This is a genomic window from Streptomyces sp. NPDC050145, assembly GCF_044460245.1.
Classification (GTDB): Bacteria; Actinomycetota; Actinomycetes; order Streptomycetales; family Streptomycetaceae; genus Streptomyces.
On sequence record NZ_JBITJS010000022.1, the window covers coordinates 82,997 to 98,926 of the forward strand.

Consider the following 15,930-nt stretch of genomic DNA (forward strand, 5'->3'; position numbering starts at 1 on the left):
CCCGAGGGGTCTGCATTTCAGGGGCGCGGGGCTGTTTCCGATTGCGGCTCCGCCGCGGGGCGCGACCAGCCCTCACCGGGCCGCAGCCGCGTAGAGGCGGGTACGGGACCGCACAGAGGGGTACGGGACCGTACATGCCCGAAGCACCGCGGACCGAAGCGACGAGAACGGACGAACCGCCCAGAACGCTCGTGGGCGGTATCGAGGTGGACGTCCCGAACAGCATTCCGGCGATCCGCGCGGCCCTCGACCCGGAGCGCCGCACGGAGTTCGACCGGGCGATCAACGCGGCGGGGGTCGACGAGATCCACGCCGTGATGCGGCACTGGATGCTGGAGGCCGTGCCGGACCCGGAGGCGGACGCGATCCTGGCCCGGCTCGCCCGCGACGAGGCGGAGAGGCGGGGGCCGGCTTGAGCCGTCGCCGCAGGCGCAGCCCCTGCCGCATCGCGTACGCCCCGCCCGCCGACGACACCCTCGCCAAGATGGCCGACGCGGACGCCTTCCGCGCTGAGATGGCCCGCACCCTCGCCCACGACCCGTACGGCCACGGTTCCTGCTCGGTCGCGGGGGAACGGGACCGGCGCGAGGCCACGATCGGCGGCGCGATAGTCCTCTACTACGTCTCCGGCTCCGTGCTCACGGTGACGGTGGTGCGGATGGTGGCGCTGGGGTGAGCGCGGCCATGGCTACGAGGAAGCGGCGGGCCGCTGTGTGAGGTGCGTGAACGCGTCCAGGTTCCGCGTGGGCTCGCCGCGCGAGACGCGCCACTCGTACTCCCGGCGGATCGCGCTCGCGAAGCCGAGTTCGAGCAGCGTGTTGAAGGGGCCGTCGGCGGCCTCCAGGACCGAGCCGAGGAGACGGTCGAGCTCGTCCGGGGTGACGGCGGCGAGCGGGAGCTTGCCGGTGAGGTAGATGTCGCCGAGCGGGTCGACCGCGTAACTCACGCCGTACAGGCGGAGGTTGCGCTCCAGGAGCCAGCGGTGGACGCCCGCCTCGTTCTCGTCCGGGTGGCGGATCACGAACGCGTTGAGGGACAGACTGTGGCGGCCCACGCGCAGCGAGAGCGTCGTGGAGAGCTTGCGGGTGCCGGGCAGTTTCACGACGTAGGAGCCCGGTTCGGGGCGCTCCCACTCCAGCTCGGCGTCCTTGAGCGTGGACTCGATGATCTGTGCCGGGTCCTGTGCCTGGTCCTGTGCAGCGTCGGGGTGCTCAGCCATGGAGCGAGAGTACGTGACGGCGGTGATCGTGCAGGGCCGCCGTGTAGACGTCGGCCGTGGCGGACGCCGAGGTGTCCCAGCCGAAGGAACGGGCGTGCCGGGCGGCGGCGTCGCCCATGCTGTCGACGAGGTGGGGGTGGTCGGCGAACTCGCGGAGCACGCGCGCGTAGCGGGCCGGTTCGTGGCCGTCGACCAGGAAGCCGGTGGTCCGGTCGCGGACGGCGACGGGCAGACCTCCGACGGAGGCGGCGAGGACGGGGGTGCCGGCCGCCTGCGCCTCGATGGCGACGAGCCCGAAGGACTCGCTGTAGGACGGCATGACGAGCAGGGAGGCGGCACGGAACCAGTCGGCGAGCTGGTCCTGGCCGACCGGCGGGTGGAAGCGCACGACGTCGGCGATGCCGAGCCGGGCGGCGAGCTTCTGCAGGGCGGCGGGCTTGGCGAGGCCGCTGCCGCTGGGGCCGCCGACCACGGGCACGAGGATCCGCGAGCGCAGTTCGGGCCGCTCGTCGAGCAGGACGGCGACGGCCTTGAGGAGGATGTCGGGCGCCTTGAGCGGCTGGATGCGGCCGGCGAACAGGGGTATGAGCGCGTCCTGCGGCAGGCCGAGGCGGGCGCGGGCGGCGGCGCGGCCGTCGCCGGGGGTGAACCGCTCCAGGTTCACGCCGGGGTGCACGACGGCGACCTTGCCGGGGTCGGCCTCGTAGTGCCGGACCAGCTCGTCGGCCTCCTCCGCGGTGTTCGCGATGAGGCGGTCGGCGGCGCGCACGATCTGGGTCTCGCCGATGACGCGGGCGGCCGGCTCGGGGGTGTCGCCGTCGGCGAGCGCCGCGTTCTTGACCTTCGCCATGGTGTGCATGGTGTGGACGAGCGGGACGCCCCAGCGCTCGGCGGCCAGCCAGCCGACGTGGCCGGAGAGCCAGTAGTGGGAGTGGACGAGGTCGTAGTGGCCGTGCCGGTGGCCGGCCCAGGCCTGCATCACGCCGTGCGTGAAGGCGCACAGCTGCGCGGGCAGCTCTTCCTTGGCGAGGCCCTCGTAGGGGCCCGCGTCGACGTGCCGCACGAGGACGCCCGGGGCGAGCTCGACCTCGGGCGGGAGCGCGCCCGTGGTGGCGCGGGTGAAGATCTCGACCTCGATGTTGATCGCGGCGAGCCGCTTGGCCAGCTCCACGATGTAGACGTTCATGCCGCCCGCGTCGCCCGTGCCGGGCTGGTGGAGCGGGGAGGTGTGCACGCTGAGCATGGCGACGCGCCGCGGCTTGCGCGGGGATCCGGGGAAGCGCAGGCGGCCCTGCGCCGCGCCGGAACGGCGGAACCTGGTCACGTACTGGCTCACGTGGCGGGCCCTCCTAGATCGGGCGTACTGCGGGCACGGCGCAAAGAGGGCGCGCGCCCTCTTTCAAGGGGGGCAACGCCGGATCCCCCGCCTCCCCTTCCCACTTTGCCCAATCATTACCGTACGAGACTCAACCCGACGCCTCCGCACCTCTCCCACCTGCGCGAACCCGGAACTCAGTCGCCGGGCCGCCCCGTGCAGCGCATACCCTCGTAGCCATGAGCCCGCGCACCCCCTCCCGCCCCGTGGGAACGGTGACGCGGGGCACCACGAACCCGAACCGGTTGCGCCGCATGGATCGCTGGATCGCGGCGACACACGGCGCCGCGCTGCGCCGCGCGGCCGACCCCGTGGCGGTCGACCTCGGCTACGGGGCGGCGCCCTGGACGGCCGTCGAACTGCTCGGCCGGCTGCGCGCGGCGGCCCCCCGCGCGCGCGTGGTGGGCATCGAGATCGAACCGGCGCGGGTCGCGGCCGCGAAGCCGTACGAGCGCGAGGGGCTCAGCTTCCGGCACGGCGGCTTCGAGCTGCCGCTCCCGTCGCCGCCGACGCTGATCCGGGCCGCGAACGTGCTCCGCCAGTACGACGAGGCGCAGGTCGCGGAGGTGTGGGCGCGGCTGTGCGGGCGGCTCGCGCCGGACGGGCTGCTCGTGGAGGGGACCTGTGACGAGATCGGGCGGCGGCACGTCTGGGTGGCGCTCGGGCCCGAGGGTCCGCGCACGGTGACGTTCGCGACCCGGCTCGGGTCCCTGGGCACCCCGTCCGACCTGGCCGAGCGGCTGCCGAAGGCGCTGATCCACCGCAATGTGCCGGGCGAGCCGGTGCACGCGTTCCTGCGGGACTTCGACCGGGCCTGGGCGGCGGCCGCGCCGTACGCCTCGTACGGGGCGCGCCAGCGGTGGATCCGGACGGTGCGGGATCTCGCGGCGGACTGGCCGGTGACGGACCGTCCGGGACGCTGGCGGCAGGGTGAAGTCACCGTGGCCTGGGAGGCCTTGGCGCCGCGGGAGCGCCCGTCGGGCTGAACGCGCCGGGTGGGGAACGATCTCGGCGGTCCGTTCGTCACAGCGTGCGGGGTCTGTCGGCACGTGCGGGGTGATCTGTCGGCACGTGCGGGGTCTGTCGCATTTGGCGCGCACGTGGCACCATCCCCGAAGCGCGCACATGTTACTGACGGTAAATCAGGTTTTGGCTACTGCGGGGGCGGGGCGGATGAGCAAGCGGAGCACGACCACGATGGCGGCGGTGGCGGTGGTGTGCGCCCTGACCGTGCTGACGGCGCCGGGCGCGGCCTACGCGGCGCCCGCTCCCCCGGCCTCCCCTTCACCCTCGGCCTCGGCCCCCGCGGCCGGTGGGGGTACGGACCTGGAGGCGGTCCGCAAGAAGCTCGACAAGCTGTACCACGACGCGGCGCTGGCCACCGACGAGTACAACGCGGCGGAGGAGAAGGCCGACGACCAGTCCGTCGCCATCGTGAAACTGGCCCAGAAGATCGCGGCGGGGCAGCGCAAGCTCGACCGCCTCAAGGGCCACGCGGGGGCGGCGGCCCGGGAGCAGTACCGCACGGGCGGCGTCCCGCGCGAGGCCCAGTTCCTGCTCTCCGGCGACCCGCAGCAGTTCCTCGACAACGCGGGGCGCGTCTACCAGGGCCAGCAGGCCACGAAGAACCTGATGTCCCAGCTGGCCAAGACGCAGGACGACCTCGCGGGGTACGCGAAGGACGCCTCCGCGAAGTGGAAGCAGCTGGAGGAGGGCCGCAAGAAGAAGGCCTCCGCGAAGAAGCGCATCGAGAAGCAGATCAAGGCCGCGCAGAAGATCGAGAGCACGCTCGAGAAGAAGGAGCGCGAGCGGCTGCGCAAGCTGGAGGAGGAGGCCGAGCAGAAGGCCCAGACGGCCTGGCTGTCCTCCGGCGTCCTCAAGGAGATCAACGGCCGGGCGACCAAGGCCGGCAAGGCGGCGGTGGAGTTCGCCACGGCCCAGATCGGCAAGCCGTACGTGTGGGGCGCGGAGGGGCCGAAGTCCTACGACTGCTCGGGGCTGACGTCCCAGGCGTGGGCCGCTGCGGGGCGGCCCATTCCCCGCACCTCCCAGGAGCAGTGGAAGCAGCTCAAGCACATCGACGTGAAGGACATGCGGCCCGGGGACCTGATCATCTACCACGACGACGCGAGCCATGTCGGCATGTACATCGGCGACGGGGCGATCGTGCACGCGCCGCGGCCCGGACGCTCGGTGACGCTTGCGGGGGCGGGGTCCATGGCGATACTCGGGGTGGTCCGGCCCGACGCGTAGGGGCTGCCGCCCGGACCGGGTCCTCTTCATCTGGGCCGTCCCCCTCGCCCCGCCCTCGCATGACCGTCGCCCCCGGGCACCCCGCCCGGGGGGCAGCGCTCCGGTGCCGGCGCCTCTCGCCTCCAGCCCCGGCGCCCCTCGCACCGCCAACCTCGGCCTCCCCGGCACCCCTCGCCTTCAGTCCGGCGTCACTCACTTCAGCCCGGCGCCCCTCACCCTCCGTCCGGGCCGTCTTACCTTCACCCCGGCGCCTCTCTATTGGCCCGCCCCCTGCTCCCACCCACCCGCCCCCTCCGGGGGCGCATCGGCCCGGCGCCCGGCCTCGGGCAGCACCCCGTCGCCGGGTGCGCGATTCATCGTGGCTCCGCTACAGCGCCGCCGCCGTAGGGGACGAGGATCGTCGCCGAGTGCTGCGCCGTCGTGGCCGGTCGCGCAGTTCCCCGCGCCCCTTACGGGGCGCATCTTCCCGGCACCACTCACCCCCGGCGGGGCTCCTCTCGCCTTTCGGGCGCCGGTAGCGCCATCGGGGCCGAGGATCGTCGCCGGGTGCCGCGCCGTCGTGGCTGGTCGCGCAGTTCCCCGCGCCCCTTACGGGGCGCATCTTCCCGGCACCTCTCACCCCCGGCGGGGGGCCTCTCGAATGGTCCGGCGCCCGGCCCCGGGCAACACCTCGGCACCGGAAGCGGCGCCGCCGCAGGGGCCGAGGATCGTCCCCGGGCACCGCGCCGTCGTGGCTGGTCGCGCCGTTCCCCGCGCCCCTTACGGGGCGCGTCCCGCTGGGGGCGGTCGGGAGGCGTCACGGCCCTGGAGGCGCACGGAGTGTGCTCTTCAGGGGCGCGGGGAACTGCGCGAGCGACCACGACGACGCGGCACTCGGCGACCGTCGTCAGCCCCTACGGCGGTGGCCTCGTAGGCGTGGGCGGCCCGGCGCCCGACCGGAGGGTGAGGGTAGGCGTGATGGAGCGCACGTGATGCAGGGCACTCGGGGAGGGGCGGTTGCGGTGGGGTGGGGTGATGTTCGTCATCCCCCACAGAGGCCCGGAGGGCCGGAACGTGCCCAATTCCGTTACCCCTTGCGGCATATGACACTGGCCGTTTGCGGCTCACCATTCCGCTGAGCCGCCGGGTACCGCTAAGGTCCCCGTCTGGTGGGCCGAGGACCTTCGTCCCACCGCGCCCTCGGGGGGAGGGAAGGAAACCGAAGCGATGCCCGTACCCGTACCGCGGCAGAGAGCGATCCCGGCCGCGGAAGGTGGTCAGGCTCAAGCTGCGCCTACGACACCGTCCGCGGATCCGACCGCGCCGACGACCGCCCACGACAACATCAGCAGCACCACGAAAAACAGCACAGGCACGACCGTCCACGCCCCGGCCGCACCCGGCCCCGCCCCGGGCCTGACGCTGCTGGTCATCGAGGACGACCCGGCCGGCTCCCTGAGCATCCCCGAGATGCCGGACGCCGCCGGCAAGCCGGTCCGCGTCCGCACCGCCCGCAACCTCACCGAGGCCGAGCGGCTGCTCACCGACGACGTGAACTGCATCGTGCTCGACCTCGCGCTGCCCGACACCCGTACGGCCCGCCAGGACGAGGACGCCGACGAGCTGGAGACCCTCCGGCACGTGCTGCGCCTCGCCCCGCGCCAGGCCGTCCTGGCCCTGACCGACTCCGGCGACGCCGAGCGCGGCGCCGAGGCGGTGCGCGTCGGCGCCCAGGACTACCTGTTCCGCGACGAGCTGGACGCCCGCCTCCTGGGCCGCGCCGTGCGCTACGCCGTCGAGCGCAAGCGCGCCGACGTGGCCCAGCGCAAGCTCACCGAGTCCCGCCTGCGTGCCCAGGAGAACGCCCGCCTGGAGCGCGGCCTGCTGCCGACCCCGCTGCTCGACGGCTCCCCGCTGCGGTTCGCCGCGCGCTACCGCCCCGGCCGCTCCCGCGCCCTGCTCGGCGGCGACTTCTACGACGTCGTCCGCACCCCCGACGGCACGGTCCACGCCATGATCGGCGACGTCTGCGGCCACGGCCCCGACGAGGCCGCGCTCGGCGTCGAGCTGCGGATCGCCTGGCGCGCGCTGACCTTCGCCGGACTGTGCGGCGACGAGCTCCTCTCCACGCTCCAGCAGGTCCTGGAGCACGAGCGGGAGAACGACGAGATCTTCGCGACCCTGTGCACGGTGGACATCGCGCCGGACGGACGCCGCGCGGGCCTGTGCCTGGCCGGCCACCCCTCGCCGCTGATCTCCAGCCCGGGCCGCGAGGCGACGCTGCTCCCGTACGAGAACAGCGGACCGGCCCTGGGTCTGCTGCCGCGCGCCCGCTGGCCGCGCATGCAGGTCGAGCTGGGCCCGTCGTGGAGCCTGATGCTCTACACGGACGGCCTGATCGAGGGCCGGATCGGTGACGGCAACCGCCGTCTCGGCCAGGAGGGCATGGTCGACCTGATCCGCCGCAGCCGCGCCGCGGGCCTCCAGGGCGAGGAACTCCTCGACTCGGCGGTGAACGAGGTCCGCGACCTCAACGGCGGCGAACTGACCGACGACGTGGCGGTACTCCTGCTGGACCGATGACACCTCTGCCACCCCGGTGACGGACAAGGGCGCGCCGATCCGGCGCGCCCGTCGTCGTCCTCACCGCCGCCCGAAGGCGTCAGGTCATCGCCGCCCGTTGTACGGCCCGTACGGGCCGTCGCTGCTGGAGCCGCCACCGCGCCGCCAGCCACCGCCACCGCCACCGCCGCCACCGACCTGCTTCAGGGCCGGGCGCACGTCGACGAAGAAGACGATCGACGCCACGAGGCCCGCGAGCTGCAGGAACAGCATCGGCACCAGCAGGTTCACCACGACCGCGATGCCCAGGATGATCAGCCAGAACGGCTTCGTCTGCTTGCTCGCGGCGCGGTACGCGTCCTCCCGGGCCACCGCGGCCAGCACGAAGGCGACGACCGCGAGCACGAGCATGGCGGTGTAGAGCAGCCACACCACGTTGCCGAAAGCCGACATCAGCACAACGCTCACCCACCCAGTTCTCCGAGACGACCCGTACGCGGGTCACCGTACCCGTAACAACGGGCCGGGCACCCCGAAGGTGCCCGGCCCGTCGGCGTACCCGTCACGCGGCGCCGCTCACTCGGCGGGCGGCGTCGCCTTCTTCGCGGCCGGCTTCCTCGCGGGAGCCTTCTTCGCCGCGGGCGCCTTCTTGGCGGCGGCCGGAGCCTTCTTGGCGGCCGGCGCGTCCTTCTCGGCGGCCGGCGCGGCGGCCTGACCGGGAACGGTCTCGGGCTCGGCGTCCGGCTCGACGGCCACGGCGATCTCGTTGATCTCCTCGGCGGCCTCGCCGCGCCACGCCTTCACGGTCTCCTCGCCGTGCTCGGCGACCTTCTCGTACGTCTCGCGCGCCTTGACGGCGGCCTCGGCGGCGTAGCCGACACCGCGCAGCGCGTACTCCTGAGCGGTCTCGCCGAGCTTCTTCAGGTCGGTGTCGAGCACGGCCACGAACTCGCCGACCTTGGCGGTCAGCACGGCCTGCGCCTCCTTGGCGCGCGCCGTGGCCTTCTCCTGCACGTCCTTGGGGTCGGTGCCGCGCACGGCCTCGAAGCGGGCGGGCGCCTCGGCGCGCAGCTGCTCGACGAGGCCCGGCACCTTCTTGGCCTGCTGGAACGCCAGCTCGGCGGTGCCGGCGGCGAAGTACAGCGGGGTCGGGTCGCTGAAGGTCTTGCGGAGGTCGTCCTTGATGGCCATGGGGTGGTCCTCCCGGATCACATCAAATCAACTGCTGCTTGAGGGCTCGGCATCGCCGCCGTCAGCGCCGTCGGTGCCGTCGTCGCGGGTCCCGTCGTCCGATCCGTCCCCGTCCCGCGGTGAACGCTCCGCTCGCGCGGCCGCGTTCTCCTTCCGGAACGACTCGTAGATCTGCAGCAGGACCTGCTTCTGACGCTCGTCGAGCGAGGGGTCGGCGAGGATCACCGCACGCGTCTCCACCTCGTCCCGCTCCCGCTCCGCGTCGAGGATGCCGGCGCGGACGTACAGCGTCTCGGCGGAGATCCGCAGCGCCTTGGCGACCTGCTGGAGCACCTCCGCGCTCGGCTTGCGCAGCCCGCGCTCGATCTGGCTCAGATACGGATTGGACACCCCGGCGGCATCGGCGAGCTGCCGCAGGGACAGCTGCGCGGTGCGCCGCTGTTCGCGCAGGTACTCGCCGAGGCTTCCGACGTTGAGCGATGCCATGGTTCGATACTGCCCATCCGCGCTAACAATTGCAAGCAGCCGCTTGCAAAAGTGTTCCATGTCATCACCGGCCCGCGACTCCGGCCTCCGGCTCCGGCCTCCGTCCTACACTCCGGCCATGCCGATCCAGCGCCGACCCGCGGGCCCCGTCGAGGAGCAGTTGTCGATCATCGGCACCCTGCTCGCCCTGCCGTTCCCGGAACGCGAGACCAGGACCGAGGCGCCGCGCGGCTGGGGCGGGCCCGGGTTCCACATCGCCGTGCTCCGGCAGAGCCGGGACTTCTGGGACCCGCCCGGTCCGGAGGCGTTCACAGAGGCCGAGGAGGAGCTGGAGGCCGCCCTCAAAGAACTGGTCACGGCACTGACCGGACGCCTGGGCGAACCCGGCACGGTCGACCTGTTCCCCTACCTCGGCATCTACGACGACACCGGCAACGCTGACGAACCCGCGGAGCCCCTCGACCTCGCCCCCGACCTCGACGCCGTGCCCGAGCCCCTGGCCTCCCTGCGCAATCTCGCCGGCAGCCTGCACGTGTGGCCCGTCCCGTCCGCCGGCCGCTGGCTCGGGGTGACCGTCGGGCAGGCCGACCGTGAGTTCCCCTACGAACTCCTCGCCGCCGTGGGCGAGGCGGCCACGCTCCCGCGGGGCGCCGCCCGGGTCACGCCCGCTCCCGGCTCACGGCCGTCTCCCGCTCCAGCCGCCCCAGCTTCTCCGGGTTCCGCACCGCGTACAGCCCGGTGATCAGACCGTCGTCGAGACGCAGCGCGACGACCGCGTCGAGCAGTCCGTCGCGGTGGACCGCCAGGGCCGGGTGGCCGTTGACGCGGACCGGTTCGAGGCGGGCCGTCGCGATCCGGAGCAGCACCGGGAGGACAGCCTCCGTACCGACGACGGGCCGCAGCGCCGCGCGGACGACCCCGCCGCCGTCGGTCAGCAGCACGACGTCCGGCGCGATCAGATCGAGCAGTTCCCGCAGGTCACCGGTCTCGACGGCCCGCTGGAACGCCCGCAGCGCCTCCCGCGACTCGGCCGGCGAGACCGTGCCGCGCGGGCGCCGGGCCGCGACATGGGCGCGGGCCCGGTGGGCGATCTGGCGCACGGCCGCCGGGGTCTTCTCGACGGCCTCGGCGATCTCCCCGTACTCCAGGCCGAACACCTCGCGCAGCACGAACACCGCCCGCTCGGTCGGCCCGAGCGTCTCCAGGACCAGCAGCATCGCCATCGAGACGCTGTCCGCGAGCTCCACGTCCTCGGCGACGTCGGGCGTGGTGAGCAGCGGCTCGGGGAGCCACGGTCCCACGTAGGACTCCTTGCGGCGGCGGAGTGTGCGCAGGCGGGTCAGGGCCTGGCGCGTGGTGACGCGGACCAGGAACGCCCGCCGGTCCCGCACGGTGTCGAGGTCGACGCCGGACCAGCGCAGCCAGACCTCCTGGAGGACGTCCTCCGCGTCGGCCGCCGAGCCGAGCATCTCGTAGGCGACGGTGAACAGCAGGTTCCGGTGGGCGACGAACGCCTCGGTGGCCGGGTCGGTGGTCTCGGCGTCGTCCATGGCGTCTCCCTCGTCGGTCACTCACTCGCTTCCCTGATGTCACGCACAGGACGCCGCCCGAGGCCCGTACGTGACAGAAGGCCGCAGTGACCCACGCCACATCTGCGACCTGTCACAGGCCCACCGCGCCCGGCATCTCCATGGCGACCCCACGCCAACGGAACGGACCGAGAGGAACCACCACCATGGAGACCACGCCCCGCATCAACCTGATGGCCACCCGCGTCGGCGCCGAGTTCGGCAAGCGCTTCTACCGGACCGGCGCCGCGCTCACGGGCCTGCCGCCCGCCCTGTCGCAGCTGGTCGAGCTGCGCGCCAGCCAGATCAACGGCTGCGGCTGGTGCGTCGACGTGCACAGCAAGGAGGCCGCGGCGGCCGGCGAGAGCGCGGTGCGGCTCGCGCTGGTCGCGGCCTGGCGCGAGTCGGCCGTGTTCACCGAGGCCGAGCGGGCGGCGCTCGCCCTCGCCGAGGAGGGCACGCGGCTGGCGGACGCCGCGCAGGGCGTCAGCGACGCGACCTGGGCCGCCGTGCGCGAGCACTACGACGAGGAGCAGACGGCCGCGCTCGTCTGCCTGGTCTCGATGATCAACGCCGCGAACCGGATGGGCGTGATCACCAGGATGCGCGGCGGCTCGTACACGCCGGGCGTCTTCGCCGCGCTGGAGAGCTGAGGCCACGTAGAGACCCTGGATCACGTAGAGACCCTGGATCAGGAATCGAGAAGCCTCCGTGCCCGTCGGCGACTAGCGTCGGCGGGGACGGGGCCGCGGTGCCGAGGCCCCACCGACGGATGGAGCCACGATGAGCAGCCGAGCCGGCCGGCAGGACGTGCCGCACGCCGCCGACACCCACGACCTGATCCGGGTGCACGGCGCGCGCGAGAACAATCTCAAGAACGTCAGCATCGAGCTCCCCAAGCGGCGGCTCACGGTCTTCACCGGCGTCTCCGGCTCGGGCAAGAGCTCCCTGGTGTTCGACACGATCGCGGCCGAGTCGCAGCGGCTGATCAACGAGACGTACAGCGCGTTCGTGCAGGGCTTCATGCCGAACCTGGGCCGCCCGGACGTCGACGTGCTCGACGGGCTGACCACGGCGATCAGCGTCGACCAGCAGCGTATGGGCGGCGACGTGCGCTCCACCGTCGGCACGGCCACCGACACGGGCGCGATGCTCCGGATCCTGTTCAGCCGGCTCGGCACCCCGCACATCGGCTCGCCGCAGGCCTTCTCCTTCAACGTCGCCTCGATCAGCGGCGCGGGCGCCGTCACCGTCGAGAAGGGCGGCCACAAGGTCAAGGAGCGCCGCGAGTTCAGCATCACGGGCGGCATGTGTCCGCGCTGCGAGGGCCGCGGCAGTGTCTCCGACATCGACCTGACCCAGCTCTACGACGACTCCAAGTCGCTCAACGAGGGCGCGCTGACCATCCCCGGCTACAGCATGGACGGCTGGTACGGGCGCATCTTCACCGGCTGCGGCTTCTTCGACCCGGACAAGCCGATCCGCAAGTACACCAAGCGCGAACTGAGCGACCTGCTGTACAAGGCCCCTACGAAGATCAAGGTCGAGGGCATCAACCTCACCTACGAGGGCCTGATCCCGAAGATCCAGAAGTCGATGCTCTCCAAGGACGTCGACTCGCTCCAGCCGCACATCCGCGCCTTCGTCGAGCGCGCCACGACGTTCGCCGTGTGCCCGGAGTGCGAGGGGACGCGGCTGAGCGAGGCGGCGCGCTCCTCGAAGATCGCGGGGATCAGCATCGCGGACGCGTGCGCGATGCAGATCAGCGACCTCGCCAAGTGGATCGGCGAGCAGTCCGAGCCCTCCGTGGCCCCGCTCCTCACCTCCCTGCGCCAGACCCTCGACTCCTTCGTCGAGATCGGCCTCGGCTACCTGTCCCTGGACCGCCCCTCCGGCACGCTGTCCGGCGGCGAGGCGCAGCGCGTGAAGATGATCCGCCACCTCGGCTCGTCCCTCACGGACGTCACGTACGTCTTCGACGAACCGACCGTCGGACTGCACCCGCACGACATCCAGCGCATGAACGACCTGCTGCTGCGCCTGCGCGACAAGGGCAACACGGTGCTCGTCGTGGAGCACAAGCCGGAGGTCATCGCGATCGCCGACCACGTCGTCGACCTGGGTCCCGGGGCCGGTTCCGGCGGCGGCACGATCTGCTACGAGGGAAGCGTCGAGGGCCTGCGCGCGAGCGACACGGTGACGGGCCGCCACCTGGACGACCGGGCCGGACTGAAGGAGTCGGTCCGTGAGCCGAACGGGAAGCTGGAGATCCGCGGCGCCTCGTCCCACAACCTCCAGGACGTGGACGTCGACATCCCGCTCGGTGTCCTCACCGTCGTCACGGGCGTGGCCGGGTCGGGCAAGAGCTCGCTCGTGCACGGTTCGATCCCGGCCGGCGAGGGCGTGATCTCCGTCGACCAGACCCCCATCCGCGGTTCGCGGCGCAGCAATCCGGCCACGTACACGGGGCTGCTCGACCCGATCCGCAAGGCGTTCGCCAAGGCCAACGGGGTCAAGCCGGCCCTGTTCAGCGCGAACTCGGAGGGCGCGTGCCCGGCGTGCAAGGGGGCCGGGGTCATCTACACCGAGCTGGCGATGATGGCGGACACCGCGACGGTGTGCGAGGAGTGCGAGGGGCGGCGGTTCCGGTCCGACGTGCTGGAGTACACGTTCGGGGGGCGGGACATCAGTGAGGTCCTGGCGATGCCGGTCGCCGAGGCGGAGGAGTTCTTCGCGGAGGGTGAGGCCCGTACGCCGGCCGCCCACAAGATCCTGACCCGGCTCGCGGACGTGGGCCTGGGCTACCTCACCCTCGGCCAGCCCCTCACCACGCTCTCCGGCGGCGAGCGGCAGCGGCTGAAGCTGGCCACGCACATGGCGGACAAGGGCGGTACGTACGTCCTGGACGAGCCGACCGCCGGACTGCACCTCGCGGACGTCGAACAACTCCTCGCCCTCCTGGACCGCCTCGTCGACTCGGGCAAGTCGGTGATCGTGGTGGAACACCACCAGGCGGTCATGGCCCACGCGGACTGGATCATCGACCTGGGCCCGGGCGCGGGCCACGACGGCGGCCGCGTCGTCTTCGAGGGAACGCCTTCCGAACTGGTGGCGTCCCGGGCGACGCTGACGGGGGATCATCTGGCGGCTTACGTGGGGGCGTGAGGCAGGAGGCTGCGGGGGCCCGTCCCTCAGAACGGCAGTTCCCGGCGGTGGACGACGTCCAGCCCTCAGAACGGCAGTTCCCGGCGATGGACGACGTCCAGCCCGGAAACGGCCCGGGTCAGGACCACGTACAGCCGCTCGAGCCCCCGCACCTCCGCCTCCACGATCGCCGCCGGCTCGACCACCACGACATGGTCGTACTCCAGCCCCTTGGCCACCCCGGCGCCGAGCACCGTCACCCGCTCCCCCAGATCCTCGGCCCCACCCGCCGGAACCCCCGCCCCGCGCAGCGCCTCCCGCACCTCGCCCACGTCCGACTCCGCGGAGATCACCCCCACCGACCCCTCCCGCCCCAACGCCCTCCGCACGGCTCCCACGACACCCGCCCCGAGATCCTCGGCCCGTTCCACCCGCACCACCCCGTCCGCCCGCAGCGACCGCGCCCCCGGCACCGCCACATCGATCCGCTCCCGCACCTTCTCCGCCAGTTCGAGCACGGCCCCCGGCACCCGGAACCCCACGGTCAGCGGCACCACCACCGCCTCCGGCTTCCCCAGATGCCGCAGCAGCTCGCCCCATTCGCGCGCGGCCCAGGGAGTGGTCCCCTGCGCGAGATCCCCCAGCACGGTCAGTGACCCGAACGCCGCCCGGCGGGCGATCACCCGCGCCTGCATGGGCGAGAGATCCTGCGCCTCGTCGACCACGATGTGCCCGAAACCCTCGGGCCGCTCGATCAACCCGGCGATCTCGTCCAGCAGCACCAGATCGGCGGCCGACCACCGCACGGACCGCCACGACCGCGCCGGCCGGCCCCACAGCAGCCCCCGCCGCTCCCCTTCCGACAGCAGGCCGTCCCCTGCCGCCCGCTCCAGCTCCCCCGCGTCGCTCAGCAACCCGTGCAGAACCTCCTCCGCCCGCACACGAGGCCACACCGCGTCCACGAACGCGCTCACGCACCGCGCCCGCTCCACCCGCCGTACCCACGTGGCCGACACGGCCCCGGCCCGCCGCTCGGCGAGCTCCCGCACGTACCGCACGACCCGGCTCCGTACCCGTTCGCGCCCCACCTCGTACGGCGGTTCCTCGGCCAGCACTCCTTCGACGACGGACACCAGCACCTCGACCGGTACCCGCCACCGGTACGACCCGTCGGGCACGGCGAGCGCCTCGCGCACCCCGTCCGCCGACACCCGCGCGTACAGCCCCCGCCGCAGCACCTCGGCCATCCGCACATCGTGCTTGAGCACCTCGGAGTCCGCCGCGTCCCGCCCCCGGGCCTCGCCCCGCCCCACCAGCTCCTCGACGGTGGACTGCCGCACGCCCGCCTCGCCCAGCGCCGGCAGCACGGCGGAGATGTACGAGAGGAAGGCCCGGTTGGGCCCGAGCACGAGCAGCCCCGAACGCTGCACCCGCTGCGGAAACGTGTAGAGCAGGTACGCGGCACGGTGCAGCCCCACCGCGGTCTTCCCCGTGCCGGGCGCCCCCTGCACACACAGGGAGACGGCCGCCTCCTCCCGTACGAGATCGTCCTGCTCGGGCTGGATGGTCGCGGCGATGTCCCGCATGGGCCCGACCCGGGGCCGCTCGATCTCCCCGGCCAGAATCCGACTGCCACTCACCTGCTGACCGGCGCCGAGCAGCTCGTCCTCGAACCCGCTCAAGTCACCGGATTCCCCCACACTCCCCGGCGCCCACCCGAACCGTCGCCGGGTATCCACACCCTGTGGATCCTTGCCGCTCGCCTGGTAGAAGGCGCGGGAGACGGGCGCCCGCCAGTCCACGACGAGCGGCGGCGCGGCCGCGTCCTCACTGATCCGCAGGCGCCCGACGTGGTAGCTCTGCCCCGCGTGCTCACCACCCGCGCGCCCGAAGTCGAGCCGCCCGAAGAACAGCGGGGCCCGCGGCAACTCCTTGAGCCCCTTGGCCTGACTCCGCAGCTCGTACCCGAGCACCTCGGCGTCGGCCCCGGAGGCGGAGGCGTTCTCCCCGATGACGACCTGCCGGTCGGCGCTCTCGATCATGGCGCCCAGAGCGACCCGGCACCGCTCGTGATACCGCCGCTCAACAACCAAGGGTTCGGAGGAGTCGAGAAAGTCCATCCCCCCACGCTAACGCAACCAAGTCAAAAACTT

The 15,930-nt window shown here is 72.8% G+C and carries 15 protein-coding genes; 8 read left to right on the top strand and 7 right to left on the bottom strand.

Annotation, left to right across the window (positions count from 1 at the left end):
• Nucleotides 1–134: 134 nt before the first annotated feature.
• Nucleotides 135–416, top strand: a complete 282-nt coding sequence (locus ACIBTU_RS34075) for a hypothetical protein (RefSeq protein ID WP_399130545.1) — start codon at nt 135–137, stop codon at nt 414–416.
• Nucleotides 417–484: 68 nt separating this feature from the next.
• Entirely contained in the window at nt 485–676 is a 192-nt protein-coding gene (locus tag ACIBTU_RS34080) for a hypothetical protein (protein ID WP_399130626.1), read from the top strand.
• 12 nt (nt 677–688) lie between these two features.
• Here ACIBTU_RS34080 and ACIBTU_RS34085 read toward each other — a convergent pair whose 3' ends face one another.
• A complete protein-coding gene (locus ACIBTU_RS34085; RefSeq protein WP_399130546.1) occupies nt 689–1,219 on the bottom strand; it encodes a YbjN domain-containing protein in 531 nt (176 codons plus the stop codon).
• Nucleotides 1,212–2,555 (bottom strand): D-inositol-3-phosphate glycosyltransferase, encoded by a 1,344-nt coding sequence (mshA, locus tag ACIBTU_RS34090; RefSeq protein WP_399130547.1) that lies wholly within the window; start codon nt 2,553–2,555, stop codon nt 1,212–1,214. Before mshA ends, ACIBTU_RS34085 begins: the two co-directional genes overlap by 8 nt.
• A 218-nt stretch (nt 2,556–2,773) precedes the next feature.
• On the opposite strand from mshA, the gene ACIBTU_RS34095 reads away from it, so the two are divergent.
• The 3 genes from ACIBTU_RS34095 to ACIBTU_RS34105 all read left to right on the top strand — a co-directional run bounded on the left by ACIBTU_RS34095 (nt 2,774) and on the right by ACIBTU_RS34105 (nt 7,409).
• Entirely contained in the window at nt 2,774–3,580 is an 807-nt protein-coding gene (locus tag ACIBTU_RS34095; RefSeq protein WP_399130548.1) for a class I SAM-dependent methyltransferase, read from the top strand.
• Nucleotides 3,581–3,767: 187 nt separating this feature from the next.
• A complete protein-coding gene (locus ACIBTU_RS34100) occupies nt 3,768–4,847 on the top strand; it encodes a C40 family peptidase (protein ID WP_399130549.1) in 1,080 nt (359 codons plus the stop codon).
• A gap of 1,206 nt (nt 4,848–6,053) precedes the next feature.
• Nucleotides 6,054–7,409 carry a PP2C family protein-serine/threonine phosphatase gene (locus ACIBTU_RS34105; protein ID WP_399130550.1) on the top strand — a complete coding sequence of 452 codons (1,356 nt, stop codon included), beginning with the start codon at nt 6,054–6,056 and terminating at the stop codon, nt 7,407–7,409.
• An 84-nt stretch (nt 7,410–7,493) separates the two neighbouring features.
• Here the strand turns inward: ACIBTU_RS34105 and ACIBTU_RS34110 are convergent, their stop codons facing one another.
• The 3 genes from ACIBTU_RS34110 to ACIBTU_RS34120 all read right to left on the bottom strand — a co-directional run bounded on the left by ACIBTU_RS34110 (nt 7,494) and on the right by ACIBTU_RS34120 (nt 9,065).
• Entirely contained in the window at nt 7,494–7,847 is a 354-nt protein-coding gene (locus ACIBTU_RS34110; RefSeq protein ID WP_399130627.1) for a DUF2516 family protein, read from the bottom strand.
• A 117-nt stretch (nt 7,848–7,964) separates the two neighbouring features.
• Nucleotides 7,965–8,579, bottom strand: coding sequence for a hypothetical protein (locus ACIBTU_RS34115; RefSeq protein WP_399130551.1), 615 nt, complete (start codon nt 8,577–8,579; stop codon nt 7,965–7,967).
• Between the two features lie 27 nt (nt 8,580–8,606).
• Entirely contained in the window at nt 8,607–9,065 is a 459-nt protein-coding gene (locus ACIBTU_RS34120) for a helix-turn-helix domain-containing protein (protein WP_399130552.1), read from the bottom strand.
• Nucleotides 9,066–9,183: 118 nt separating this feature from the next.
• On the opposite strand from ACIBTU_RS34120, the gene ACIBTU_RS34125 reads away from it, so the two are divergent.
• Nucleotides 9,184–9,807, top strand: coding sequence for a hypothetical protein (locus ACIBTU_RS34125; protein WP_399130553.1), 624 nt, complete (start codon nt 9,184–9,186; stop codon nt 9,805–9,807).
• On the opposite strand, the gene ACIBTU_RS34130 is transcribed toward ACIBTU_RS34125, so the two are convergent.
• A complete protein-coding gene (locus tag ACIBTU_RS34130) occupies nt 9,725–10,615 on the bottom strand; it encodes an RNA polymerase sigma-70 factor (protein ID WP_399130628.1) in 891 nt (296 codons plus the stop codon). The genes ACIBTU_RS34125 and ACIBTU_RS34130 overlap by 83 nt on opposite strands.
• Before the next feature lie 185 nt (nt 10,616–10,800).
• Here ACIBTU_RS34130 and ACIBTU_RS34135 point away from each other — a divergent pair, with 185 nt between their 5' ends.
• Nucleotides 10,801–11,286: a carboxymuconolactone decarboxylase family protein gene (locus tag ACIBTU_RS34135; RefSeq protein ID WP_399130554.1), complete on the top strand. Its 486-nt coding sequence runs from the start codon at nt 10,801–10,803 to the stop codon at nt 11,284–11,286.
• A 130-nt stretch (nt 11,287–11,416) separates the two neighbouring features.
• Complete coding sequence (locus ACIBTU_RS34140; protein WP_399130555.1) at nt 11,417–13,798, top strand: ATP-binding cassette domain-containing protein; 2,382 nt, start codon at nt 11,417–11,419, stop codon at nt 13,796–13,798.
• A 65-nt stretch (nt 13,799–13,863) separates the two neighbouring features.
• On the opposite strand, the gene ACIBTU_RS34145 is transcribed toward ACIBTU_RS34140, so the two are convergent.
• Nucleotides 13,864–15,897 (bottom strand): HelD family protein, encoded by a 2,034-nt coding sequence (locus tag ACIBTU_RS34145; protein WP_399130556.1) that lies wholly within the window; start codon nt 15,895–15,897, stop codon nt 13,864–13,866.
• Nucleotides 15,898–15,930: the final 33 nt, after the last annotated feature.

What these genes read in the sequence shown, in the direction of transcription:
- ACIBTU_RS34075 (WP_399130545.1), top strand. Translation starts at nt 135, where the DNA reads ATGCCCGAAGCACCGCGGACCGAAGCGACGAGAACGGACGAACCGCCC.
- ACIBTU_RS34080 (WP_399130626.1), top strand. Translation starts at nt 485, where the DNA reads ATGGCCGACGCGGACGCCTTCCGCGCTGAGATGGCCCGCACCCTCGCC.
- ACIBTU_RS34085 (WP_399130546.1), bottom strand. Translation starts at nt 1,219, where the DNA reads ATGGCTGAGCACCCCGACGCTGCACAGGACCAGGCACAGGACCCGGCA.
- ACIBTU_RS34095 (WP_399130548.1), top strand. Translation starts at nt 2,774, where the DNA reads ATGAGCCCGCGCACCCCCTCCCGCCCCGTGGGAACGGTGACGCGGGGC.
- ACIBTU_RS34100 (WP_399130549.1), top strand. Translation starts at nt 3,768, where the DNA reads ATGAGCAAGCGGAGCACGACCACGATGGCGGCGGTGGCGGTGGTGTGC.
- ACIBTU_RS34105 (WP_399130550.1), top strand. Translation starts at nt 6,054, where the DNA reads ATGCCCGTACCCGTACCGCGGCAGAGAGCGATCCCGGCCGCGGAAGGT.
- ACIBTU_RS34115 (WP_399130551.1), bottom strand. Translation starts at nt 8,579, where the DNA reads ATGGCCATCAAGGACGACCTCCGCAAGACCTTCAGCGACCCGACCCCG.
- ACIBTU_RS34120 (WP_399130552.1), bottom strand. Translation starts at nt 9,065, where the DNA reads ATGGCATCGCTCAACGTCGGAAGCCTCGGCGAGTACCTGCGCGAACAG.
- ACIBTU_RS34125 (WP_399130553.1), top strand. Translation starts at nt 9,184, where the DNA reads ATGCCGATCCAGCGCCGACCCGCGGGCCCCGTCGAGGAGCAGTTGTCG.
- ACIBTU_RS34130 (WP_399130628.1), bottom strand. Translation starts at nt 10,615, where the DNA reads ATGGACGACGCCGAGACCACCGACCCGGCCACCGAGGCGTTCGTCGCC.
- ACIBTU_RS34135 (WP_399130554.1), top strand. Translation starts at nt 10,801, where the DNA reads ATGGAGACCACGCCCCGCATCAACCTGATGGCCACCCGCGTCGGCGCC.
- ACIBTU_RS34140 (WP_399130555.1), top strand. Translation starts at nt 11,417, where the DNA reads ATGAGCAGCCGAGCCGGCCGGCAGGACGTGCCGCACGCCGCCGACACC.
- ACIBTU_RS34145 (WP_399130556.1), bottom strand. Translation starts at nt 15,897, where the DNA reads ATGGACTTTCTCGACTCCTCCGAACCCTTGGTTGTTGAGCGGCGGTAT.